Consider the following 25,148-nt stretch of genomic DNA (forward strand, 5'->3'; position numbering starts at 1 on the left):
TGGTAATTAAATATTGACCCAATTTTGATCAGCCACTTCAGTTAATGTCGTGTGCTGTAATAAATCGAGGCTATCTAATCGGTGTCCCTGAATGTGCAAATTTGGGTCTAAGTCCAATAATGGAATAACCACAAAATCACGTTCTAAAATTCCAACATGTGGGACGGTCAAACGTTCATGTTGAATCTGTTCATCGCCATACAGCAACAAATCCAGATCTAAAGTACGCTCTCCCCAACGACGCAGACGAACCCGCCCTGCATCCTGCTCAAATTGCTGTAATTGGTCCAACAATGTCAAAGCAGCCAAGTCAGTTTCCACGCGAGCCACCGCATTAAAATAATGTGGTTGATCTTGAGGCCCCATGGGTGGACTTTGATACAACTTAGATACGCTTACAGCACCCAATGTTGCTAACTTCTGAATGGCTTCGGTCAAAATTTGGCGCGAATCACCCAAATTACTGCCCAAGCCGATATAACTCACAATCTTCATTGGGTTGGCCCAAAAACGACTTGGTTTAAATCACGTTTTACCCGTTTTCTCTTTAAAATAGGATGATCGTGATTCAATTCAGATGGATTATGAGTTGCCGTTCGAGAAGTGGTTTCTGTGGTTTTGGCTTTTCCGCTACGACGACTACGTGGTTCAGATTCTTGCACCAAAGGTTCAATTTCAACGGCAATCTTGGTTTCCGCTGGTTCTTCTTGTGTAACCTTACGACGTGTTTTGGCACGTTGACGGTTATATTGACCGATCGCACGCTCTTTTTCGTCTGTAGACATCAGCTGATAAGCATCCCACCAACTGCCCATAGATTGAGTGGTATTGTCGCCTGCTTTTTCACGCAACAGTAAAAAGTCAAAGCCTGCACGGAAGCGTGCATGGTTAGACAATGCTTCAATTTGTTGAGGTTTTGGGTTCAACAATCGGGTTTGCATTTCCCATACTTCACGAATAAAGGTTTCGGCAAAACGCGGAATCACAGTCCGTGTTGCTTGACGCTTTAATACGTCCAGTCCCGCTTGAGCGCGTGCTTCTGCAGCCACCACACCTTTTTTCAAGTAAAAATCACAACGCTCTAAAAAAGGTTTCCATAACAACACCGCATAGAAAAATGCAGGATTAATGGTTTTACCAATTTGAATTCGCTGATCGGTATTTTTTGCCGCACGCTCAATAAATGGTGTGATTTCTGGGCGAATTTCTGCAAAAAGCTGATGCCAAATGCCAAAATCAATCAACATTGGGAGCACTTGGTACAAATGACCCATGGTAAATAATTTTTGTGATTCATCATAAAGACGATGCGGTGAGACATCACGCAAAAGCTGTGTACGCTCAGGTGTAAAAATTTCTAAAATTTTTGGATCAATATTAAATTTTAATTTGGCAGAAAAACGCAATGCACGCAGCATTCGCACTGGGTCTTCCTCAAAACGCAATTGAGGATCGCCAAGTAAGCGCAAAGTACGACTTTGAACATCTTCTACGGCATTACAAAAGTCGAGCACAATCGCTTTACGGGGTTGATAATAAAGTGCATTGATAGAAAAATCACGACGTGAAAAGTCTTGCTCTATCGAACCCCAATTATTATCACGCAGGATCATCCCGGAAGCTGAAGTCACTGCTTTTTTTGGAGGTGCTCGGAACGTCGCCACTTCAATCAGTTCACGCCCAGAATAGACATGAGCCAACTCAAAACGACGACCAATAATACGGCAACGACGGCCGAACACTTCTTTAATTTGTGAGGGTGTGGCATTGGTTACGGCATCATAATCCTTCGGATTAAGGCCTAGCATTAAATCGCGAACACCGCCGCCTACGATATAAGCCTCGTAGCCCGCTTTGGTTAGGGCATCAATTACATCAAGAATTGAAGCAGGTAGTTGAGCGGTGGATAAACCACATTTTGACGCGCGCAAAGTTTGCAAAAGACGCTGTCTCCTACGCCTGAACGTAAAATATCTAAGATGGTGCTAATCATATCTCTAACACAATCAAAGGGCAATTTGATTATCTCTACGCATGACCGAATATTGCATATCAATCCTGCAAAACCTAAGTCTAGAGTGCTAAGCGGTCTTTATTTTTCTGCAAGAGCTTCGGTCCAATACCTTTAATCTGCTGTAACTCATCAACAGTTTTAAACTTTCCATGCTGTTGCCGATACTGCAAAATCGCTTCAGCTTTTTTCTCACCTATACCTGAAAGCTGCTGCAATTGTGCTGATGTCGCACTATTCAAGCGTATTTTATTGCCTGATGCCGTATTTAAACTGGGTTTTGACAAATAGTAGTTTGTATCTGTACGTGACGAACCCAGCCGAGCATCTTGGGCTTGTTGTTGTGCTTTCCAATTCAAGTATTGTTGATCAAAGTTTTGCGCATTTACACGATCGAGTCCAAAAATCAGGAACGTGAAAAGTGTCAATATTCGCAATAATCGAATAGCGTTAAAATTCAGCTGCATAAGATGCCTGTATTTATTATAAAGTCATATGTTTTTCGCCTGCTCCCACAATTGGTCCATTTCCATCAAGGACAATTGCTCTACAGTTTTGTTTTGCAATCGGGCTTGATTTTCAATGTAAGCAAAGCGTGTTCTAAATTTATCAATCGTTCCTAACAGGGCGATTTCATTATTGACGCCTAGTTTACGTCCAACATTGACCAAAGAGAATAAACAATCTCCCAATTCGGCTTGTATTTCGTCTGAGTTTTGTTGCTTGATTGCTTGCTGTAATTCAGCAAGTTCTTCTTCTAATTTGGCATAAGCATCTGTCACATTGGCAAAATCGAAACCAATGTGTGCGGCATTTTTTTGGATCTGCTCTGCTTGTTGTAAGGTTGGACCATGCTTAATTTGATCTAAACGGGATTGTGGTTTGCCTTGTTTTTCCTGCTGTTTAATTTGCTTCCACAGTGAAGACACCTGCTCTGCATCGAGCTGATTAAATTGTTCCGCCTGAAATACATGTGGATGACGGCGAATCAGTTTTTCAGTAATCCCTTGCACCACATCCTGAAAATTAAAAGCACCTTGTTCGCTGTACATTTGGGATTGAAACACCACTTGCAGCAGCAGATCACCTAATTCTTCTTTGATATGCTGTATATCGCCAGAACGCACTGCAGCTTCAACTTCATAAGCTTCTTCAATCGCATAGGGCGTTAAACTATTGGGCGTTTGCTTTTGATCCCACGGGCATTGCTCACGTAATTGCTGCATCACAACCAATAGCTGTTCCATTTCCCAGTTACTCTCTATTCAATATTTATTTTCAAACATACATATAAAAAGCCTGCTCTGGGCAGGCTTTTTAATTCGCTTAATTTCCTTGAATTAAACGGCGCGCACTAATAATACCAGGTTGTTGCTCTAATCGTGCCAATAGACGAGACAGTTGCGCCAAGCCTTTCACCTCAATCAACAGCTTCATATTGGCAATGCCATCCGCTTCAGAAATAGTGTTCACTTGACGAATGTTAATTTGGTCAGAAAAGATGACTTGAGTTAAATCTTTCAACAAACCACGGCGGTCATAAGCTTCCACGACAATCTGTACACTTTGACCACGTGTGGGTTGCATTTCCCAATCGGCTTCTACAGCACGCTCAGGTTCTTGACCAATCATACGCACATAGTCAGGACACGCCACCTTATGAATGCTGACCCCACGATTTAGAGTAATATACCCGCCAATAGACTCACCATGGACAGGTTGACAGCATTGTGCAACATGCAATTCCACATTATCCAAGCCATCAATCAGAATTCCATGTGCTGACAGCGTATGGCTGGCACGTGGATTCAGGGCAGGTTTGAGTACCAGTTCAGGTTCATCCTGATCCAGATGCATATGACGATTCACCTGATTCATCAAGGCATGTAGGCTAATATCACCACTCACCAAGTTAATCAGGATGTCATCCCCTGTTTTCACATTAAAGTGATTACAGTAGTCACTTAAATCGATACTTTTAGGATGAATCGCCAAACGTGATAATTCTTTATTGAGAATGTCACGACCAATTTCCAAATTCTTACTGCGATCTTGCTGACGGAACCAATGACGTAATTTATCGCGGGCACGTGCCGTTCGGATATAACCCAAAGAGTTCACCAACCAATCACGGTTCGGTTCACGATCTTTTTTGGTTAAAATCTCAACTTGCTCACCTGTTTTCAAGGTATAAGTCAGTGGCACATAACGTTGGTTGACACGTGCAGCATAGCACTTATTGCCCACTTCGGTATGCACATGATAAGCAAAATCCAGCACCGTCGAACCGCGTGGCAACTCCTTAATATCCCCATCACGACTGAACACATAGATTTTTTCAAAGTCTTCAAACTCTTGAATCTGTTCAAAGTTTTCTGAACCTTCATCTTCTTTATGCGCACTAGCATCATTGCGCTCTTGGAAGTGCTCTAATACGGCGCGCAATGAATGCAAACGATGATTGAAGGAGTGATCGGTGGTTTTCGCGCCTTCTTTATAGTTAAAGTGCGAACACACGCCCAACTCGGCTTCTTCATGCATGTCGCGGGTACGGATTTGAACTTCCAGTGATTTGTTTTCGGCAATCACTGCGGTATGTAAAGAACGATAGCCATTGGCTTTCGGATTGGTAATATAGTCATCAAATTGATGTGGAATATGACGCCAAATTTGATGCACTATCCCCAATGAGTGATAGCATTCAGGAACCGACCTCACCAATACCCGCACGGCACGAATATCATAAAGTTGATCAAAGCTTAGATTTTTACTTTTCATCTTCCGATAAATCGAATAGATGTGTTTCACCCGCCCATTAATTTCAGCTTCAATGCCATGATCAGCTAACTCATTCTTGAGCTTATCAATCACAAACTGAATATAGTGTTCTCGTTCTAAACGCTTTTCATTCAGTAATGAGGCGATTTCTTTATAACGTTCTGGCGCCAAATAACGGAAAGCTAAATCTTCCAGTTCCCACTTTAACTGTGCAATCCCCAAGCGGTGCGCCAATGGAGAATAGATGGTCAAAATTTCTCGTGCGACACGTTCCTGACGCTCACGTGAGGATTTTGCCAATTCACGTAAAGCATAGGTACGTTCTGCCAGCTTGATGAGTACAACCCGAACATCTTCCGTGACTGAAATCAGCATTTTATAGATGCCCGTCAAATGTTCACGCTGATCATTATTAAAATGATCTTCTAAGCGTTTATTTTGTTCAATCAACTCGGAAAGTTTACCCATAGACAGGGTGCCTTTCACCAAGCTAAACACCTGCTCACCAAAATGCTGACGGACAAAATCAATGCTCATGAGTCCTTCACGAACACTGCGGTACAACATTGCGGCAGATAGGGTATCTTCATCGACGTGTAAATGCGCCAAAATATCGGCCATCTCGATCCCTGTATAAAAGGTGCTCGATCGATGATTTATGGTGGATTCTAACTCTTTTTGCAGAGTCTCTTTTGCAACTTCTTCGAGTTGTTTGAGCGCTGCCCCGTCTAAAATGCTGCGTACTCGATCCAACCATTCAGCTAAATCGAGTTGAGCTTGTTCGGCATGCTCTACAGTCGCTTCCTCAGACAACTCATTGAGCCGCCCAGGCAATTGCTCACGTACTGTGACCATACCCTTCTCCTACGAAATGATCATTCATATTATAAATCGTTTATCTCTTTTTCTTGCTCAAATAAGGCTATTGATTCGACATGTTCAGTATGCGTAAACATATCCATCACACCCGCCTTTTTTAATCGATAGCCATGTTGTGCCAAAACACCTGCATCCCTTGCCAATGTTGCTGGATTACATGATACATAAACGATTTTTTTTGCATTAAATTTAGGAACATAATGCATTACCTCTTCCGCGCCTGAACGTGGAGGGTCTATCAATAATGCATCAAATCCTTGTTTTGCCCAAGAATGATGCGAAAAATCTTTTGTTAAATCTTGTGAAAAGAATTCAATATTGGTCACGGCATTGCGACGTGCGTTGTCCTGACCTCGTTGTACCATTTCATCACTACCTTCAACCGCAATCACCTGTCCTGTTGGTCCAACACAACGTGCGAGCGGTAAAGAAAAGTTGCCAAGTCCACAAAAGAGATCTAAAACACGATCACCTTGTTGCAGTTGAAGCAATTCACATGCCAGCTTGACCATTTGTGGATTTACAGTTGAGTTCACCTGAGTAAAATCCAGTGGACTAAAGCTAAAATTCACATCAAAGTCAGTTAAAGCATAATGTAAGCGCATTTCAGCCTGTGCCTGATCCACACGCTGTACAGTGTCTGGGCCTGCGGGCTGCAAATACAACTGCCATTGTTTCTGTAACGTAAACTGTTTTAATTGGTTGACATCATGGTCCGATAATTTTTCTGTATGGCGGATCAGTAAGGCAATATCCTGATCCCCCATGGCTAATTCTATATGCCCAATCGCGGCTTTAGTAGTTAGACTTTGGAGTAACTGTTTTAAACGCGTAATCGAACCAAAAGCCTGATCGAGCACTAGACAACGATCAATTGAAGTCAATTGATTACTTTGCTTTTCACGAAATCCCACAATCAGTTGATCACGCTGTGGGAAATAACGTACGCCAATACGGGCCTTACGGCGGTAATCTTCTCGTAAAGAACGAATGGGCGCCAACCACTGTTCTGGCTGTAAGCCTGCAAAATGCTGTAAATGTGATTTCAGCACATCCTGTTTCAAACGAATCTGCTCATCTTTCTCAATATGCTGCAAGCTACACCCCCCACAGACATGAAAATGTGGACAGGCTGGTTGCACTCTTAGTGTAGATGGTGTGCCCAAGACTTCAACACAATCGGCTTCTTCTAAGCGTTTATTGCTATGGGTAATTCTGGCACGAACCGTTTCACCAGGTAATGCCTGAGCAATAAAAACTTTCTTGCCGTGTTTTTCGACAGGGTGTGCGGCATCCGTACCATAATGGGCAATCCCTCGTCCCTCATGCGAAAGTGTCTCAACCTGAAAGGTATAAAGCGGTTGCTGACTTGGACGGGTATGCTTGCGATGCTTCATGAAAACCTAGTTTAAATGGTGAAAATCGGATGCTGTAAATTCTGTCTGTTGTGACGTTTCACGCCAAATTTTCAGAAAATCAGTATGTTGTGGGTGAATCTGTAGCAACTGAATGCTGGCTTGTATCCAAGCGCGATGCTCTTCCAGTTGCAATTGACCTTTTAATAACAACCAGCGTAAATAGATCAGCCATGTATTTAATACATCACCCTCACAATAGCCAGTTAAATCCTGCCATTGTTGTAACCGAACATATTCGGGTACATGATAACTTCCGTCACCACGCTTACCAGGGAAACCCAATAAATGAGCGGCATCATCCAATTTCTGGAAATGACGCAAATTGAACATGGCCATTACATCCATTAAATCAACATGACGATGATGGTAACGGTTCTGGTAATTATTATACTTCTTCTGATGATCAATCTCACCCTGATCAAACAAACTAGATGCCGACAAACCATGATACATGGCACGGAACAAAATCACAGGGAGATCAAACTGCGAACCATTCCAACTGACCAAAGTTGGATGCTTCTTATCAAAAATAGAGAGAAACTTCTTTAAAATTTCGGCTTCTGAATACTGCTCTCGACTAAATGAAAACAGCTTCATCGCACCTAATTCATCGACCCATAGCCCCGAAATACACACAATTTCATGTAAGGGCAAGCGCTGAAAATCCATGCCAGACTCTTGACGACGCAACTTGGTCAATGCTTGCTCTAAATCTGGCTCGGGTAAATTTAGACCATAAAGATGCGCCCCAGACTTTAAGTCTGTCATGGTTTCAATATCAAAAACTAGAACAGGTAAACGCATCTTCAATCTCTATAATGGAGCTTAAATTATTCAGGATCTTGTACCGAGAACAGACCTGTAGATAAATAACGGTCACCACGGTCACAGATAATGCAGACAATGACCGCATCTGGGTTTTCTTCTGCAATCCGCAAGGATGCCCACACCGCACCACCCGATGATGTACCCGCACTGATGCCTTCTTTACGCGCCAATTGACGTGCAGTTTTTTCCGCTTCAATTTGCGGAATGTCCATAATGCGGTCTACGCGTTTCGGATCAAAAATGGTTGGAAGATATTCTTGCGGCCAACGACGAATACCTGCAATATTTGAGCCTTCCGAAGGTTGCAAACCGACAATTTGAATATCAGGATTTTGTTCTTTCAAGTATTTTGAAATCCCCATAATCGTGCCCGTGGTTCCCATGGAACTGACGAAATGGGTAATCTTCCCACCGGTTTGCTGCCAGATTTCTGGACCAGTAGTCAAGTAATGTGCTTCAACGTTGTCTGGGTTCCCAAACTGGTTCAAGACCAGTCCTTTCCCTTCTTTTTGCATTTGTAGCGCCATATCACGCGCTTCTTCCATATTCTCAGACTCGATCAGCTCGGCGCCATAAGCACGCATGGCATCTTTTCGTTCCTGGCTTGAACCTGCAGGCATAATAAGTTTCATTTTATAGCCGCGCATTGCTGCAACCATCGCCAAAGCAATACCCGTATTACCACTGGTCGCTTCAATCAAGGTATCCCCCGGTCGAATTTGCCCACGCTTCTCTGCCTGCATAATCATGTTATAGGCTGGACGGTCTTTGACTGAACCCGCTGGGTTATTGCCTTCTAATTTTGCTAAAACCGTGGCTTGCGTGTGATTTGCTAGACGCTGTAAACGCACCAGTGGTGTTTTTCCTACATAGTGGTCTAACAAAAATTCATCGGCTTGGAAATCGGGGATTGTGTTACTCATTATGTGTACCTTGATCGAGGTGCGGGTATTGTATGAAAAAATAGGGTGTCCTGCACCCATTTCGCAGGGTTTTTCATGAAAGTGATTAAAGCACGGTCAGTTTCAAATAAAGCATGCTAATATGCTGAGCATAGGGAATTTACTACATTTGCCATGCCGAATATCAATAAAAAGTTATTTAAACGCTTACACTTAAATCATGCGTATGGGCAACTGATTGCCATGATTTTTGTGCCCATTATGATTTTGGCTTGTGTAGGCACGGCGTTGGTTTTATCTGAAACATCGAATGCAGCAAAAGCGCAACAGCGTCAAATGGCAATTGCGATTCTGACCCGTTACCAGAGCACCGCAGAATCGGCACTCGACTTGCTCAATCGCTATCCTTGGCACTATGACCAAGCGCAAAATGCCATGCAGTATATGTTCAATGAAAAACTGCTGAATCAAGCCACCATTATTGACCATACAGGTGCTGAACGACTCAATATTGGTGGTGATGCGCATTCAACTTGGCCCAAATACTCAAAAGACAAGAATTTTTTTGGCCCAATTAAACTGAATGGCAATCATGTCTATGGCATGCAGATTAATGAATCCCCCAATCAAAAAGGTTGGTTGCTGATAGAACTGGACAACCAACCCTTACAAATTGCACGCTATCGCGTCCTGATTGTATTGGTGGCAACGGGGCTTTTAACCTTATTGCTGTTGCTGTTGTGTTTAAACTTCTATTCACGTCGTTGGATTGCACCCATGTACGAGATTCGGATGCAATTACAACGTCTGAATGCCGACACACTCGATCAACACATGATCATTAACAGTACGGGCGAGCTTCGACTGTTACAACGCGATATTGCCAATGTCGTTAAAAGACTTCATTTCAGTTTTCTCGAATTAAAAGAACATACCGAACAAACTGAAGATGACTTAAGACGTACGCTGGATACCCTAGAAGTACAAAACATTACGTACCGCCAAGCGCGTGACCAAGCGATTTCTTCCAATCAGGCAAAATCAGTATTTCTTGCCAATATCAGCCATGAATTAAGAACGCCTTTAAACAGTATCGATGGCTTTATTCATTTACTCCTTCGTCAGGGTAATTTAAGCAACGAGCAAAATTTATATTTACAGACCATTCGTAAATCTTCCGCCCATTTATTGGCATTGATTAATGATGTTTTAGATTTCTCTAAAATTGATGCGGGCAAACTAGAACTAGAAACCGCCCCCTTTGATCTGGAAGAAGCCATTTTTGATGTGATGGACATGTTATCGCCACTGGCTGCACAAAAGCATATTGATATGGCGTTCTACTATGGCGATGACGTCCCCAAACAAGTCATTGGTGACACACTCCGCTTTAAGCAAATTCTGACCAATCTGATTTCCAATGCCATCAAATTTACCCCCGATGGTGAAATCATTGTTCGGGTGCGCATGAAGCATGATGATATTGGGCAATGCTTATTGCATTTTAGTGTTCAAGACAGCGGCATTGGCTTAAGTGGCACAGACCGTAAACGCTTATTTGAATCTTTCTCGCAAGGTGATGCTTCGGTCACGCGTCAATTTGGTGGCACTGGATTGGGGCTTGCCATTTCCAAACAGCTGGTGCATTTAATGCAGGGGCAAATTGGCTTCGAAGACAACCAAGAACGTGCACCTACCGAAAAAGGCTCGACCTTCTGGTTTACCGCCATGTTTGCAGTCGATGAAGAATATGAAATTGTTCATCCACAGTTCGAACACATGAAAGTAGTGTCTTATTTGGCGCATCCTGCGGCTGCACATGTACTGCGTCACTATCTCGAAAACTATCAAGTCGAGCATATTGAATCCGCATCCATTCTGGATTTATTTAGTCGCCTAAACCAAATCCAATCGCAGCAAGAAAATACGTGGTTGATTGTCGATCACAGCGGTGATACCCAAGCCATGTTGAAAGAAATTCGTAGTCGCTATACGGGTAGTCTTGCGGTTTATGGCTATCAAATGGCACTCGATCCAAATATGCTGAATGAATATCGTGCAAGACCGCTATATCAACCTCTGAGCCGTAATGCGCTGATTCAATTACTTAGCAATCAGTCCATGTTCCAATCTGAACAACATGAAAACTTTGATGGTCAAGGTTTACATATTTTAGCCGTCGATGACCATTTACCCAACTTGATTGTTCTGGAAGCCCTACTGGCTGAACTGAATGTGACCACCACCAAGGCGCAAAGCGGTCAGGAAGCGATTGATATTATTCAGTCCCGCCTAGAACAAAAACTGAAACCTTTTGACTTGGTGTTTATGGATATTCAAATGCCCGTTATGTCTGGTATTGATACCACACGAGCCATTCGCGCACTGGAATCCACCCTAGAAGAAGAAACACACCTGCCCATCATTGCATTGACTGCACATGCTTTGGCAGATGAGAAACAAAAACTTTTAAAAGTCGGCATGGATGACTATGTGACCAAGCCAATTCAAATGGAACAAATCATTCAAATCTTGACGCACTGGACCAGCAAAAGCTTTGATAAAGCAGCGATTGTAGAAAAAAACATCGTGATTGAATCACTTAATCCACAAATTCTGAACTGGCAACAAAGCTTGCAACTGGCAGCCAATAAAGAAGACTTGGCGATCGATCTTTTAAAAATGTTAGTCGACAGCTTTCATACCGAACTCGATGAAATGCAGCAACTGATTGAGTTGGAAGACTTTCCTCAGCTTGAACATGTTTTACATCGCTTGTATGGCGCTACACGCTATGTGGGTACACCCAACTTACAAGAAGCATCTGGATTATTTGAGCAGTTCATATCGACCTTGCGCAAAGAAAAGCGTCGTGCCGATGAACAGTTTATTCAAGAAGCGATTCAACGCTTTGATGATCTCAAACTTATCATGCAGCAAGTGAAACAAGCAGCACAGTCGATTTTAAATAAGCACATGCAATAATTTCAGGGAAAAAAGATGTGACTGAGCTGTCATGCAAGTGCGTTAGGTGCATGCTATGCTCCGATGCAAAGCAAAATTAGAGTATCCAACATGGCTTTATTACGTGTAGAAAAACAGAACGGAATCGCAACAGTCAGTTTAAACCGTCCAGAAAAGCGCAATGCCATGAGCTTTGCTTTACTCAATGAACTGGTCAAAGTCGCCAATCAACTGAAAAAAGATCGCAGCGTTCGTTGTGTCATTTTAACGGGTGAAGCCCATGTATTTAGTGCAGGCATTGATCTTGCCGATTTAAACAATCCAAAGAACCGTGCGTATGCAGCTTGGGAACTGGTAAAACCCGGACAAAGCATATTCCAAAAAGCTTTCCTGATTTGGCAAGAGCTACCCGTACCCGTCATTGCAGCCTTAGAAGGTTTTTGTTTCGGCGCAGGCATGCAATTGGCTTTGGCAGCAGATATTCGTATTGCCCATCCTGATACCCAAATGTCAATCATGGAAAGCCGTTGGGGACTTGTGCCAGACATGGGTTTAAGCCGCTCGCTTAAAGGGGTGATTGGTCTTGATTTAGCCAAAGAGTTAACCCTGACCGCCCGTATTTTCGACGCCAACTATGCCAAAACCATTGGTTTAGTCACGCATTTATCTGAGACGCCATTACAACAAGCACACGCCCTTGCAGAAGAAATGCTGCAACGCTCCCCTGATGCCTTGGCAGCAGCCAAGCAAGTATTGGATGCCATGGAACATCAACCACGTAAATCTTTGCGTTTAGAAAAAATCTGGCAACTGAAACTTTTATTAGGTAAAAACAGTCAACTGGCGCGTAAAAAAGACAAACAACCTGAAGTCCAATTTGTTCCACGTCAGTTTCAATAAAGTTTAGGCAACAAAAATAAGCTATAGAGAGATTCCAATGAGTTTTGATCGTAATACAAAAATTGCATTTCTAGGTATGGGACTTATGGGGAGCCGTATGGCCACCCGATTGCTTCAAGCTGGATTTGAAGTGGCGGTATGGAACAGAACTGCAACTGCCTGTGATGTGCTCATTGATTTAGGCGCAACTGCGCTAAAACTGGAAAACATTGCAGACTATCCCGTCATCTTAACCTGCCTTTCCGACGATGATGCGGCGCAACAGGTGATTGAAAAAATTCAGCCCTTCTGGACTGCCAATCAAGTAGTTGTGGATTTCTCAAGCTTATCTGTGGATAAAACCAAAACACTGGCGTTATTAGCACAGCAAGATAATGTACATTGGATTGACTCGCCTGTTTCTGGCGGAACAGCAGGTGCCGAACAAGGCACACTGGTCATTTTTGCAGGGGGCAATGTCGAACTCATTCAAAGCTTAAGTCTGATTTATAATGTACTTTCACAACGCGTTACACGTATGGGCGAAACAGGGACAGGGCAAGCCACTAAAATCTGTAACCAATTGATTGTCGCAGCCAATAGCGCCTTAATTGCAGAAGCAGTCGCCTTAGCGCGCCAAGCGGGTGTCGATACAACCCTGCTTGCTCCAGCACTGGCAGGTGGATTTGCTGATTCAAAGCCGTTTCAAATTTTAACACCAAGGATGGCCAATTATCAGTTTGAACCTGTACAATGGAAAGTGCAGACTTTATCAAAAGATTTAAATAATGCTGTGCAGTTGGCTGAAAAATTCCAATTAGATATTCCAGTCGCAAAAAAAGCATTATCCCAATTGCAGGCACATCAGAATAAAGGCTATGCTGAATCAGATTTAGCCACTGTAATTCAACACGTTGAAACAGAATAATAATGCAGGAGCAAGCTCATGACTAAACTCGCAGTGAATCTTTCCATGATCTTTACTGAAGTGCCACTCATCGAACGTTTTGCACTGGCTTATGCTCATGGCTTTAAATACATTGAAATTCAGTTCCCGTATGAACTCAGTATTGCTGAAATTCAAAATCAACTGACCCAGCATGATTTACGTTTATGCCTGATTAATGTGCCTGCTGGAGACCTCATGCAAGGTGGCAATGGTTTGGCAGGTATTCCCGGACGAGAGCTAGAATTTCACCAAGCACTCGAACTGGCAATTCAATATGCGGTTGCGTTAAAAGTACCGAGCGTTAATATTCTCGCGGGTAAACAGCCGCTCGATTGTGACTTATTGCCCTGCCTAAACACCTTAGCCAAAAACTTAAAGCTCGCTTGCTTTATGCTGGCAGAACATCATATTCAACCTGTTTTTGAAATGATTAATGGCACGGATATGCCGCGCTTCCTCATTCAAAATATTGCGCAAGCTCAAGAAATTCTGGAAGCTGTTCAACATCCGGCACTAAAAATGCAATACGATTGCTACCACATGGCCATGATGGGCGAAAATGTACTAGAAGAATTGAAAGAAAATATTTTAGAAATTGGACATATTCAATTTGCAGATTGTCCAGGGCGACATGAACCCGACACAGCACAAATTCACTTTAAAGAAATTTTTGATTGGTTAAGCCACAGTGATTACGCGGGTTTTATTGCCGCCGAATATCGCCCACAGGCCCACTCGAATCATTCATTTGCATGGAAAAACAAGTACTTTGCTGAGCATCCACAAAGTTAAAAAACAGACAATTGAAATTTGGTGATAAAACCGCTATATTAGAGCATGAGTTATTGTCAGGAATTATGACCCTTTATGAATTTAGAACCATCGCCCAGCGCTTCTAATTCTCTCGATCTCGCAATGAATTCTCAAGCTCAAGATGTGCAAGCTTGCTTAAAAGTTGTACATGAAGCTCTATTAGATGTAAAAGCAAAAGATATTATCGAACTTGATGTTAGTAGCATTAGCAATGTCGCAGATGCGATTGTGATTGCAAGTGGTACATCAACTCGTCATGTGAAAGCACTTGCCGATAATGTGGCTGAAGAAGCGCGTAAAGCTGGCTTCCGCCCTATCGGTGTCGAAGGTGAACGTGATGCAGAATGGATTTTAATTGACCTTGGATTCGTCGTGGTTCATGTCATGTTACCGACTGCACGTAAATTTTACGACCTAGAAAGTTTATGGCGTACAGCTCCAGAATCTGTAGCATAAGAAAAATGACCAACATGGTCTACAAAAGCCAGTTAATCCTGAAATTAACTGGCTTTTTTGTCACCCAAATTTAAGTCAACAGCTTAAATCAGTTGATGCAAATCAACATCCATAAATTGTTGTTTAATTTGTTCTTTTGCACGTGCAAAAACGAAGTCAGCTTTGGTCGGCCCATAAAATTCACAATAAACTTCGTAAATTGCGGTAATCACCTGAGAATAACTCATAATAGGCAAATCACGAATAAACTCAACGTCATGTATTGCAGCTTGTTCTACTAGAGCATATCCCAAATCAGTTAGTCGTTGTTTCACATCCTGATCAAAGTCCGAAAAATCGGGCTGAGCCACCGCTTTTACTACACATCCTACAAATTGCATAAAAGCATCACTCAGTTGTGCCGAGACCAGCGCCTCTTGTTTTACCTGAGGTTTGGCTTGTAATAAGACCTGTTTTTCCACTTCAGAAATTTCAAACAAAACTTGGCGTAGCATATCTTTACGATAAAAACGCAGTTCGTCCGTATTACACACTTCGCTTAAAAAACGATTGAGCACAAAAGAAGGCTTATCTCCATATTCCTGCTCCCAATAACTCAAAACTCGCTCCAAAGCGATTCCCTTCAAATATTGGCCTAAACCACGTTCAATCGCTGTTCTTTTTTGTCCCATGGTGAGTAATTCATTGGGCATACGGAGCACTCCTTAATGACGTTTAGTCATGCCGTCGGTTTCAAAAGTTACATCACGTTGAAACTCTGGATAAGACAATTCCGCATGTTCGGTATAGTCCAGTCCGCGCTGCTCATGCTGCTTACTGACCCGTAGACCACCCAATACTTTTTCAAGCACTTTAAACACCACAAAGGCCATGCCAAAGCCCCAAACAAAACCAGCTATCACGCCTAAAAATTGAATGGAAATAATTTGTGAATTGAATGGGCTGGCTTCATAAAATAAACCTGCTGCAATGGTTCCCCATGCTCCACAAAAGCCATGTACCGTGACGGCATCCACGACATCATCCAACTTCAACTTTTCAATCAAAACTGGCATAACACTTACCACCAAGCCTGCCATCAACCCCGTCACAATTGCAAACAACGGTGTCATGGTTGCGCAGCCTGCAGTAATCGCCACCAAGCCACCCAAAGATGCATTAATAGTGGTGCGGATCAGAATCGCTTTTCCACGCAGCAATGCATAGAACATATAAGCAACGGCAGCTGCACAAGCGGCCAAGTGGGTATTCAAGGCAATCCGCCCAATGCTCACTGTCGCATTGACTGTTGAAGCCGCATTAAAACCAAACCATGCTAGCCACAAAATAAAACCACCCAATGCCACTAGCGGTACATTATGTCCCGCCAAATAATGCGACTGTCCATTACGACCGAAGCGCCCCAAGCGTGGACCTAAAACTACAATACCTGCCAATGCCACCCAGCCCCCAATAGAATGCACAACCGTTGAACCGGCAAAGTCAATAAAACCCAATGACTTTAACCAGCCCTCACCTTCAAATAAACTGCCCCATGCCCAACTTCCAAACACAGGATAAATCAGTCCACTTACAAATGCCGCACTCACTACATAGGCGACAAAATGAATCCGTTCCGCCATAGCACCACTGGCAATGGTGGTTGCAGTTGCTGCGAACATCATTTGGAAGAACAATAAGTTCCAATGCCAATCATCCAAATGATTGGGGGCAAAATGACTTGCACCAAACCATCCTGTGGTATTAATGCCAAACATCAAGCCAAAACCAATTAACCAAAAGACCAAGCCACCTAAACAGGCATCCATGTAGTTTTTCATCAAAACATTGACTGTATTTTTTCCGCGTACAGAGCCACTTTCCACCAGTGCAAAACCAGCTTGCATAAAAAATACCAAAATCCCCCCCATGACCACCCAAACACTATCGAGTGAGAGTCGAATTTCTTGGATATTTTGTGCTTGGGTGGTTACAGCATCAGCAGCAAAGCCTGTACTAGTAACACCCCATAAACTGAGTAAAAGTAAATAAATTATTTTTTTCATGAACATCCCCCCGAAACCTGTTCACAAAAAAGCAAAATCAGTGCCAAGCAAAACACATATTCTTTATTAAGTGCTGAATAAAACCATCTGCACAAACAATACTTTTATCTAATTCAATGCTGTGTCGGCTTTGTTCTATATTTTGACTGCTGTTTATCCTCTTTAAAATAAACATAAAAAAACCACTCCGAAGAGTGGTTTTTCAAATACAGAACAAATCAACATCTAAGCCATCCAATTTGTTGTCAAAGCCGTCTCAACATAAGCATAGAGGTATTCTCTGCTTTTAAGATTGGCACACCTTAAATCAATAAGCTCACATCATCTTAAGCAACTACGCATTTTCCATTCCCCATCATAAGAAATTTTCCATAAGAGATTGTTTGCAACTATATGGATTATCTTCGGATGTCCCAAATTCACCAACAAGTTGAATACTCGAGAACAAGAGTCGAATCTATTAAGGATGAGTAACAGCGTGTGCTTCTATTTTTGCAAGTGCAGCCATCATAATGGGGCCAGCTTGATCATCCGTTAAAGCAGGATAGGCTTCCATCGACAGAATATCACTCCACTCCATGACCCACTGCTGTATCAACTCAGCATCGTCCGTTTCAATAATTGCAAAGCCTGATAACTTGGCTACAGCATGCCATCTCCCCAACATTTTTATACCATGAGGGGCTTTGCCACCTGTGTTCACAAAACGCTCCATGGCTGCATTACGATTGTCTGAACGAATGCTATACGTAACTATAAATAACATCAGTCATCTCCTCGATTAATCGACACAACTGACTCATAACCTAGCGAGAGCTTAGCTAACCCATTTTTCTGATTATAATTGCCTATCAGTCATGCTATATCACTATTCTGACAATTTTTATTCTTAATTTCGATTATATTTTAATCACATTTGGTTATGTTTTGATATTCATAACTTTTAGACTCCATCACTTCAACTCAATATCTTACAAACTTAGAACGAACTAACTTATTAAAAAAATTAAAAATATCCTTCCAGAATGAGTCGTTTCTGCTTCAAAATTCCCCAAGGTTAAAACAGGTTGATTACAAGAAATAAAAAAACCACCCCGAAGAGTGGTTTTCAATCTCCCTAAGTCCCCCTTTATAAAAGAGGGACTTGAGACTTTCATTTAGTGTCCGCCACCATTAATGGCTTTGGTCATGTCTTCCACAACTTTCTTCGCATCACCGAAGACCATCATGGTTTTTTCATTGTAGAACAAATCGTTGTCTAAGCCTGCGTAACCTGTCGCCATAGAGCGTTTGATCACCATAATGGTACGTGCTTTATGTGCTTCCAAAATTGGCATGCCATAGATTGGAGATGTCGGATCATCTTTCGCTGCAGGGTTGACGACGTCATTCGCACCAATGACCAATACCACATCAGTTGCAGGGAAGTCCGAGTTAATCTCATCCATCTCTAAGATGTCTTCGTACGCAACATCTGCTTCAGCCAAAAGTACGTTCATGTGACCCGGCATACGACCTGCCACTGGGTGAATCGCGAAGCGAACTTTTACGCCCTGCTCTTTCAAGATTTCACATAACTCTTTTACCGCATTCTGTGCACGACCTTGTGCCATACCATAACCTGGTACAATCACCACGCTGTCTGCATTTGACATCAAGAAGCCTGCGTCATCTGCTGAACCAGAACGATGGTTACGTTGAACTTGTTCACCTTTGTCCGCTGATGCAACTGCTGCACCGCCCATGGCACCACCAAACAATACGTTGATGATTGAACGGTTCATGGCTTTACACATAATGTAAGACAGAATCGCACCTGAAGAACCTACCAATGAACCCGCAACGATCAACATATTGTTTTCAAGTGTGAAACCAATACCTGCTGCTGCCCAACCAGAAAATGAGTTCAATAGCGAAACCACAACTGGCATATCACCGCCACCCACTGGTGCAATCCACACCCAGCCGAATGCAAGTGCAAGTGCCGTCATGGCCCAGAATGCAGCCATGTTGCCAGTCGTGAAGAAGTACACACCACATGCCAACATTGCAAGGAAAATCAGCGCTTGTACTGGTTTAACCCATGCACCCGAAATGGTTTTTGCCCATTTTTTCGCAGCCAATTTACCATACGCAAATACAGACGCTGTAAAGGTAATCGCACCGACAAAACAGCCCACGAACAATTCAAATAAATGCACCTTGCTCATATGTGCATGTTGCACACCCGCAGCAGTTAATGCAGCTTCATTTTGTGCAAATAAAGCAGTCAGTTGGTTGTTATGTAAAATTGCCGCAATCGCAATCAATACCGCAGCCAAGCCCACCAAGGAGTGCATCAATGCAACTGTTTCAGGCATTTGCGTCATAGGTACAGTACGCGCACGGGCAATACCCACAATCGCACCCAGTACCATCGCACCGCCAATCATCCAAATCACAGGATGGTCGGCCACGAAGAAAGTGGTCACAACAGCAATCGCCATTGCGATCATGCCATAACGGTTACCTTGAATCGCTGTCTTTGGACCAGACAAACCACGTAAAGTTAAGATAAAGAGGACAGCACCAATCAGGTAGAACCAATCCGCATAGTCTCGAATGAATTCCATATATTAGCCCTCTTTTTTCTTTTGCTTTGGCTTAAACATTTCAAGCATACGTGCGGTTACTGCGAAGCCACCGAAAATATTGATACTTGCTAAGAACACTGCAACTGCACCCAAGATGCTCACCACATTCACACTTTGGAATGCAACATTCGCTTCCATACCAATTGCAGGAATCCCCACAGTTTGAATCATTGCACCCACGACAATAATGGATGACAATGCATTGGTGACTGCCATAAGCGGTGTATGTAATGCTGGCGTAACGCCCCACACCACGTAATAACCGACGAAGATGGCAAGGACAAAAATAGTAATTGTTTCAACCATGAGAAATCTCCTTACGCACGCTTCAACAGCACTTGACTGCCATGAGTGACCAATAGGGCTTTTTGAATTTCATCTTCTTGATTTAAGACAAAGTTTTTATCTTTATCAAACAATGTTTCGACAAAATTGAAAACGTTACGTGCATAAAGTGCTGAAGCTTCAGTCGACACTGTCGATGGAATATTTGGAACACCCAAAATTTTCACACCATTTTCAGTCATCACTGTTTCGCCTTCTTTGGAACCTTCAACGTTACCGCCAGTTTCAACTGCCATATCTAAAATGACCGAACCTGGTTTCATTTTAGCGACAGTTTCAGCACGGATAAGACGCGGCGCATCACGACCTGGTAAGAGTGCAGTGGTAATCACGATATCGGCATTCGATACCGCCTTATCCACAATCGCAGCTTGATCTTTAATGTACTGCTCACCCGGCATCCAGCCATAACCATTCTTGGCAGCATCGGCAGCTTTTTGCTTTTCTTCATCAGACATTGGTACGTCTAACCATTTGCCGCCTAAAGACTCTACTTGGTCTTTTGCAGTTGGGCGCAAATCGGTCGCTTCCACAACCGCACCTAAGCGTTTTGCAGTCGCAATCGCTTGTAAACCCGCAACCCCCACACCCATAATCACGATACGAGCTGGTTTAACCGTACCCGCAGCGGTCATTAACATTGGGAACATACGTTGATATTCTGCCGCTGCCAAAAGTACAGATTTATAACCTGCAAGGTTGGCTTGAGAAGACAATACATCCATATTTTGCGCACGAGATAAAGTACGAGGCAATAATTCCAATGCAAATGCAGACACGTTTTGCGATGCAAATTGATCTAATTCGGTATTGCGGTAAGGGTCAAACATTGCCACAACCGTGGTGTTTGGCTCTAACTTTTGAATTTCCGCACCCTTAGGAGCACGAACTTTCAAAATCATCTGACTGCCCACGTAGGCATCATCTGTAATTTTAGCACCGACTTGTTCATAAGCACTGTCAATATAAGCCGCCTTTACACCAGCGCCTCGTTGAATGACCACACTATGACCAGCGTTGATCAATTTCTTTACTGTCTCTGGCGTAGCAGCTACACGATTTTCACCGACGACAGTTTCGGTAGGGATTCCGATCTGCATGAGCGTTCCTCAAGCTAAATTTCTCTAGTAAACACCGTTAGAAACGATGTTCCCTCTGGATGTGTTCTTGTTGAATTTTGGATTCTAATTGAACTTTTTTAAATTACCACCCAATATTTATTTAATAAATACCCTCATTTTGAACTGATGATTCATAAAAACAATTGTTCGATATATCATTCGCGAGTTTTGCCTAGAATATTGTAGTGTTGAATCACCATTCAATTGGCGGGTGTTTTATTTTATGGGTCAAAACCGCGTTGCTTTTTTTAAAACCACAATGATTTAATCAAACGGCATGGTTTTTCTGACAAAATTCCCCTTAAATCCCGCGTGAAGAAAATAATCCTGAGGCTATCTATACAAAGTTCAGGCATTTTTTTAGTTTTTAGCTGCGAAGTTGAGCAAGATGCCCCTTTCTTTCGTCTTCCATTCGCTCAAATTCGATGAATTCGATTCGAAAATTCTTCCAGAAATATCTTAACTCAAAATTCAACTCAATCTAGCTTTATCTAAATCAACAACGATCTTTCAGCATAATCATGAAATATGACCAAAGTAGGATAATGCAGAAAATCTAATTAAAAAAAACTTTTCAAATCATTTAATCTGATGATGCAATATGTTTCATTTGACATGTTTTGCACCATTTTAGGTCATTTATTATTCAAATCACGTGACCGTCATCTTTCAGTCCAGTCATCATTGCGATGAATCTGTAGAAAATCCTCGCGAAATAAACAAAGACTTAAATATTTTTAAAGACTTAAATAAAACCTCCCTGCATTCATATAACTTTATCGCATGTATTTTTATTTATTTCATTCTAAAAAGTATGACAATTGATCATTTTTTTGCATTTTTCTCTTGCTGACCAAAAGCCTATACTGCATGTCGGTCGCCATCCTATCTTTTAAAAAGTTATATTTTCATGAACTTCTCTTTATCTCGTACCCAACTCGGCAGTTTGTTTGCGATTGGCGCGGCTTTTTTATTTAGCAGCAAAGCGATTTTTATCAAACAAGCTTATGCCCTCTCTCCACTGGTGGATGCCACGCTCTTGATGGCGATTCGTATGGCTTGTGCCTTACCATTTTTTTTACTCATCTGTTGGTTCAATCGGGAAAAGAGCAAAGGCTTGCAAGCAAAAGATTGGGGACTGCTCATGGTCGCAGGTCTGATGGGGTACTACTTTGCCAGTTGGCTGGACTTTTTAGGCTTAATGTATATCAGTGCGTCTTTAGAACGCATTATTTTATTCCTCTACCCTACTTTAACCGTATTGGCATCTTGTGTGTTGTATCGCCAAAAACTTACGGTCAAAAGTATGCTCGCCATTGCGCTCAGTTACGGAGGGACCGTTTTGGTCATGCTCCAAGAACAACAACATGCGCCTGTTCAAGAACATTTCTGGCTCGGCGCCAGTCTGGTTTTCGCCAGTGCAATCGCCTTTGCGGCTTATCTATTGCTAACGCCTCCGTTGATTCAAAAATTTGGATCATGGAACTTTACTGGACTGGCTTTAACAACTGCTTGTCTTGGCACACTGGTACAATTTTTTTGGGTCACGCCCCATCCTCTATTATTGGTGCAACAACTGCCTGTTGGCGTACTGTGGTATGGTTTAGCACTGGGCTTCTTTGTCACCGTCGTTCCGACTGTATTACTGATGCAAAGTATTGCAAGGTTGGGGGCGGCTCAATCTGCCATGATTGCATCGATTGGTCCTATCCTGACCATTTTATTGGCAGTCGCATTTTTAAATGAGCATTTGAATTTTTGGCAATGGATCGGCTGTCTACTTAATATTGTCGGCATTATGATGATTACCTTATCCAAGAAAAAACTTGCCAACTAATCCCAGCTAGCACCCGCAATTTTTACAGGTTTTGATTGAAAAGCATGCTCCTTTGAAGAATACATCATTCAGTGTTTTCATGATTCATCTTCAATAATAGCTCGTGAAAGTGTGCCCCTGCGGAAGTTTCAGCCAATACATCATTCGGGTTACGCAGTGGACATTGCTCTAAGGATAAGCAACCACAACCAATACACCAATCCAGTTGTTGTCGCAGTTGTAATAAATGCACAATCTGTTGGTCTAACTGGGTTTGCCATTGCTGCGACATACGCTGCCAATCTTGCTTGGTGGCATTCCCCTGTTTTGGTAATACAGAAAAGGCAACCTTGACTTGTTGTAATGAAATGCCGACTTGCTGTGCGGCTTTAATAATAGCAATACGCCTTAACATGGAACGCTGATAACGGCGCTGATTGCCCGAGGTTCGTGCACTCCAAATCAGTTCTTTTTCTTCGTAAAAACGCACAGCAGCAACACTGACATCACTGCGCTTTGCCAAATCACCAATACTCAACCACTGCTGTTCTGATGACATTATTTGCTGATTTTCTTCCATAAAAGCTTGACCTCAAGTTAACTTGAGCTTTGATACTAACAAAAAATCAATCACAGGCAGAATTTTTATGCAACACGGCGTATCTCATGTTCCATTTAAGTTGATGAATCCAAAAACACTTTATAATCCGCGCCCTTTTGCCTATAGTCACATGGCTGAAATTAGACACTTTTCACGTATACTTCACATTTCAGGACAAGGTGGTGAAAACCAACGAGGACATTTATCTCAAGATTTTGCAGAGCAATTGTGTCAAGCCATGACCAATTTAGAGCATGCACTTGTACATGCCGATGCTTCATTTTTAGATATTGCTGTTTTAAGAATTCTAGTGGTTGACCATAGCCCCAAGAAACATCAGTTTTTAATTCAGGAAATACAAAAGCGCTGGAAACAACATGACTTTCCTGCCTGTACGCTGATTCCTGTTCCGTGTCTTGCCATACCAGGGATGCTGATTGAAATTGAAGCAACCGCTTATTGCAATTAACCGAACAAGCCAAGGAACTATATGAATTCTCCACGTGATATTAGCCAAGACAAACCGCTGCTGTGGCTCATGGCGGTTGCTTGTGGTCTCTGTGCTGGTGCAAACTATTATTGCCAACCTCTTATTCATTCAATTCAACAATATTTTAATGTGCCTGAGTCACAAGTGGCCTTAACGGTTACTTTTGCCCAAGTGTCTTATGCACTCGGTTTATTGCTGATTGTTCCAATTGGTGACATGGTCAATAAAACCAAATTTATTCCGCTACTCATGTTTTTTGCAGCGATTGGCTTATTTATTTGTAGTTTTGCGGTCAACCTGCCTATGCTTTGGCTTGGTACCAGTATCGTCGGACTATTTTCCGTCGCAGCCCAAGTACTAATTCCATTAGCGACCATGGCGGTAAAACCTGAAAAAACAGGTGAAGTGATTGGTTTCCTTATGAGTGGTTTATTGGTCGGCTTATTACTTTCAACCAGTTTGGCGGGGCTCGTATCCAATCTTTTTCACTGGAAACTGATTTATGCACTGAGCGGTGTCTTTACGCTAATCTTGGCTTTTTTACTGAAATCACGTTTACCTTATGTGATGTCGTTTAAAATGAGCTACCCGCAAGTCTTTAAGTCCATGGGGCTATTATTGCAGCAAGAACGTCGCCTTATATTACGTTCTTTAATTGGTGGTTTTGTCTTTGCCGCAATGAGCATTTTGTTTTCAACCATCGCCCTATTGCTCACATCTAAAACCTATCAATTACCCGATGTACTGGTCGGGGTCATTCCACTGATTGGCGTGTTCGGTGCATTGTCTACACAATATGTTGGAAAATTAGCAGATCAAGGCTATACCACTGTGCTGACTTGGTCAGGTTGTACCATTATGGCAGTCAGTTGGTACTTCCTGTATATAGGTGGACATAGCCTCATCAGTTATATTTTAGGCTATGGTTTAATTAATTTAGGCTTGGCGGTGGTGCATAGTAGCAATCAGAATATTATTTTCCGCATTCGCCCAGATGCCAAATCTCGTATTAACTCCATTTATATGACCATGTATTTTATTGGCGGAGCCTGTGGTTCAGCATTAGGCGTTTATGCATGGCATCATGGAGGCTGGAGCATGAGTTGTCTGGTCGGCATCTTGTTGGTTGTGGCTGCAATTGTCTTCGCCTTAATCGATTTGCTCAGCTATAACAACCCTCTAAATCCACGTGAAACTTTTCAGCCTTAAGCAGGTTTGCA

Annotated in this window: 23 protein-coding genes; 8 read left to right on the top strand and 15 right to left on the bottom strand. The window is 42.5% G+C overall.

From position 1 onward, the window contains the following. Window positions 1–6 precede the first annotated feature (6 nt). The 8 genes from folK to cysM form a co-directional block, all read right to left on the bottom strand. Complete coding sequence (folK, locus tag E0H94_RS11640; RefSeq protein ID WP_131265548.1) at window positions 7–495, bottom strand: 2-amino-4-hydroxy-6-hydroxymethyldihydropteridine diphosphokinase; 489 nt, start codon at window positions 493–495, stop codon at window positions 7–9. Beyond that, window positions 492–1,940: a polynucleotide adenylyltransferase PcnB gene (pcnB, locus tag E0H94_RS11645; protein WP_131326675.1), complete on the bottom strand. Its 1,449-nt coding sequence runs from the start codon at window positions 1,938–1,940 to the stop codon at window positions 492–494. The genes folK and pcnB overlap by 4 nt, the downstream gene beginning before the upstream one ends. 133 nt (window positions 1,941–2,073) lie before the next feature. Further along, window positions 2,074–2,478, bottom strand: coding sequence for a ComEA family DNA-binding protein (locus E0H94_RS11650; RefSeq protein ID WP_131326676.1), 405 nt, complete (start codon window positions 2,476–2,478; stop codon window positions 2,074–2,076). Window positions 2,479–2,502: 24 nt separating this feature from the next. Beyond that, window positions 2,503–3,258 (bottom strand): nucleoside triphosphate pyrophosphohydrolase, encoded by a 756-nt coding sequence (mazG, locus tag E0H94_RS11655; RefSeq protein WP_131326677.1) that lies wholly within the window; start codon window positions 3,256–3,258, stop codon window positions 2,503–2,505. A gap of 79 nt (window positions 3,259–3,337) precedes the next feature. Beyond that, window positions 3,338–5,644 (bottom strand): RelA/SpoT family protein, encoded by a 2,307-nt coding sequence (locus E0H94_RS11660; protein WP_131326678.1) that lies wholly within the window; start codon window positions 5,642–5,644, stop codon window positions 3,338–3,340. A 29-nt stretch (window positions 5,645–5,673) separates the two neighbouring features. After that, window positions 5,674–7,065 (bottom strand): 23S rRNA (uracil(1939)-C(5))-methyltransferase RlmD, encoded by a 1,392-nt coding sequence (gene rlmD, locus E0H94_RS11665; protein WP_131326679.1) that lies wholly within the window; start codon window positions 7,063–7,065, stop codon window positions 5,674–5,676. Window positions 7,066–7,071: 6 nt separating this feature from the next. Further along, the gene (locus E0H94_RS11670) at window positions 7,072–7,890 is read right to left on the bottom strand and encodes a 3'-5' exonuclease (protein ID WP_131326680.1); all 819 of its coding nucleotides are present in this window, start codon (window positions 7,888–7,890) and stop codon (window positions 7,072–7,074) included. A 26-nt stretch (window positions 7,891–7,916) separates the two neighbouring features. After that, a complete protein-coding gene (cysM, locus tag E0H94_RS11675; RefSeq protein WP_131326681.1) occupies window positions 7,917–8,837 on the bottom strand; it encodes a cysteine synthase CysM in 921 nt (306 codons plus the stop codon). 153 nt (window positions 8,838–8,990) lie between these two features. Here cysM and E0H94_RS11680 point away from each other — a divergent pair, with 153 nt between their 5' ends. The 5 genes from E0H94_RS11680 (at window position 8,991) to rsfS (ending at window position 14,877) form a co-directional block, all read left to right on the top strand. Next, window positions 8,991–11,801: an ATP-binding protein gene (locus E0H94_RS11680; protein ID WP_131326682.1), complete on the top strand. Its 2,811-nt coding sequence runs from the start codon at window positions 8,991–8,993 to the stop codon at window positions 11,799–11,801. 90 nt (window positions 11,802–11,891) lie between these two features. Next, window positions 11,892–12,680, top strand: coding sequence for a crotonase/enoyl-CoA hydratase family protein (locus E0H94_RS11685; RefSeq protein ID WP_131326683.1), 789 nt, complete (start codon window positions 11,892–11,894; stop codon window positions 12,678–12,680). Between the two features lie 37 nt (window positions 12,681–12,717). Continuing rightward, a complete protein-coding gene (locus tag E0H94_RS11690; protein ID WP_131326684.1) occupies window positions 12,718–13,587 on the top strand; it encodes an NAD(P)-dependent oxidoreductase in 870 nt (289 codons plus the stop codon). 18 nt (window positions 13,588–13,605) lie between these two features. Then, entirely contained in the window at window positions 13,606–14,400 is a 795-nt protein-coding gene (locus E0H94_RS11695) for a hydroxypyruvate isomerase family protein (RefSeq protein ID WP_131326685.1), read from the top strand. 75 nt (window positions 14,401–14,475) lie between these two features. Further along, a complete protein-coding gene (rsfS, locus tag E0H94_RS11700; RefSeq protein ID WP_131326686.1) occupies window positions 14,476–14,877 on the top strand; it encodes a ribosome silencing factor in 402 nt (133 codons plus the stop codon). 83 nt (window positions 14,878–14,960) lie between these two features. Here rsfS and E0H94_RS11705 read toward each other — a convergent pair whose 3' ends face one another. The 6 genes from E0H94_RS11705 to E0H94_RS11730 all read right to left on the bottom strand — a co-directional run bounded on the left by E0H94_RS11705 (window position 14,961) and on the right by E0H94_RS11730 (window position 21,000). Then, the gene (locus E0H94_RS11705; protein WP_131326687.1) at window positions 14,961–15,569 is read right to left on the bottom strand and encodes a hypothetical protein; all 609 of its coding nucleotides are present in this window, start codon (window positions 15,567–15,569) and stop codon (window positions 14,961–14,963) included. Between the two features lie 12 nt (window positions 15,570–15,581). Then, window positions 15,582–16,922 carry an ammonium transporter gene (locus tag E0H94_RS11710; RefSeq protein ID WP_131326688.1) on the bottom strand — a complete coding sequence of 447 codons (1,341 nt, stop codon included), beginning with the start codon at window positions 16,920–16,922 and terminating at the stop codon, window positions 15,582–15,584. 460 nt (window positions 16,923–17,382) lie between these two features. Beyond that, window positions 17,383–17,688 carry a DUF3303 domain-containing protein gene (locus E0H94_RS11715; RefSeq protein ID WP_131326689.1) on the bottom strand — a complete coding sequence of 102 codons (306 nt, stop codon included), beginning with the start codon at window positions 17,686–17,688 and terminating at the stop codon, window positions 17,383–17,385. Between the two features lie 391 nt (window positions 17,689–18,079). After that, on the bottom strand, window positions 18,080–19,534 hold the full coding sequence (locus E0H94_RS11720) for an NAD(P)(+) transhydrogenase (Re/Si-specific) subunit beta (protein ID WP_131326690.1): 1,455 nt from the start codon (window positions 19,532–19,534) through the stop codon (window positions 18,080–18,082). A gap of 3 nt (window positions 19,535–19,537) precedes the next feature. After that, on the bottom strand, window positions 19,538–19,861 hold the full coding sequence (locus tag E0H94_RS11725; protein ID WP_131326691.1) for a proton-translocating transhydrogenase family protein: 324 nt from the start codon (window positions 19,859–19,861) through the stop codon (window positions 19,538–19,540). 11 nt (window positions 19,862–19,872) lie between these two features. Further along, window positions 19,873–21,000 (bottom strand): Re/Si-specific NAD(P)(+) transhydrogenase subunit alpha, encoded by a 1,128-nt coding sequence (locus E0H94_RS11730; RefSeq protein ID WP_131326692.1) that lies wholly within the window; start codon window positions 20,998–21,000, stop codon window positions 19,873–19,875. Window positions 21,001–21,931: 931 nt separating this feature from the next. Here E0H94_RS11730 and E0H94_RS11740 point away from each other — a divergent pair. Then, entirely contained in the window at window positions 21,932–22,858 is a 927-nt protein-coding gene (locus E0H94_RS11740; protein WP_131326693.1) for a DMT family transporter, read from the top strand. A 64-nt stretch (window positions 22,859–22,922) separates the two neighbouring features. On the opposite strand, the gene soxR is transcribed toward E0H94_RS11740, so the two are convergent. Further along, window positions 22,923–23,417: a redox-sensitive transcriptional activator SoxR gene (soxR, locus tag E0H94_RS11745; RefSeq protein WP_319922785.1), complete on the bottom strand. Its 495-nt coding sequence runs from the start codon at window positions 23,415–23,417 to the stop codon at window positions 22,923–22,925. A gap of 67 nt (window positions 23,418–23,484) precedes the next feature. Between soxR and E0H94_RS11750 the strand changes: the two genes are divergently transcribed. Beyond that, complete coding sequence (locus E0H94_RS11750; protein WP_131326694.1) at window positions 23,485–23,907, top strand: RidA family protein; 423 nt, start codon at window positions 23,485–23,487, stop codon at window positions 23,905–23,907. A gap of 21 nt (window positions 23,908–23,928) precedes the next feature. Then, window positions 23,929–25,137 carry an MFS transporter gene (locus E0H94_RS11755; protein WP_131326695.1) on the top strand — a complete coding sequence of 403 codons (1,209 nt, stop codon included), beginning with the start codon at window positions 23,929–23,931 and terminating at the stop codon, window positions 25,135–25,137. Window positions 25,138–25,148: the final 11 nt, after the last annotated feature.

The organism is Acinetobacter sp. ANC 4173 (genome assembly GCF_004331255.1).
Taxonomy (GTDB): Bacteria; Pseudomonadota; Gammaproteobacteria; order Pseudomonadales; family Moraxellaceae; genus Acinetobacter.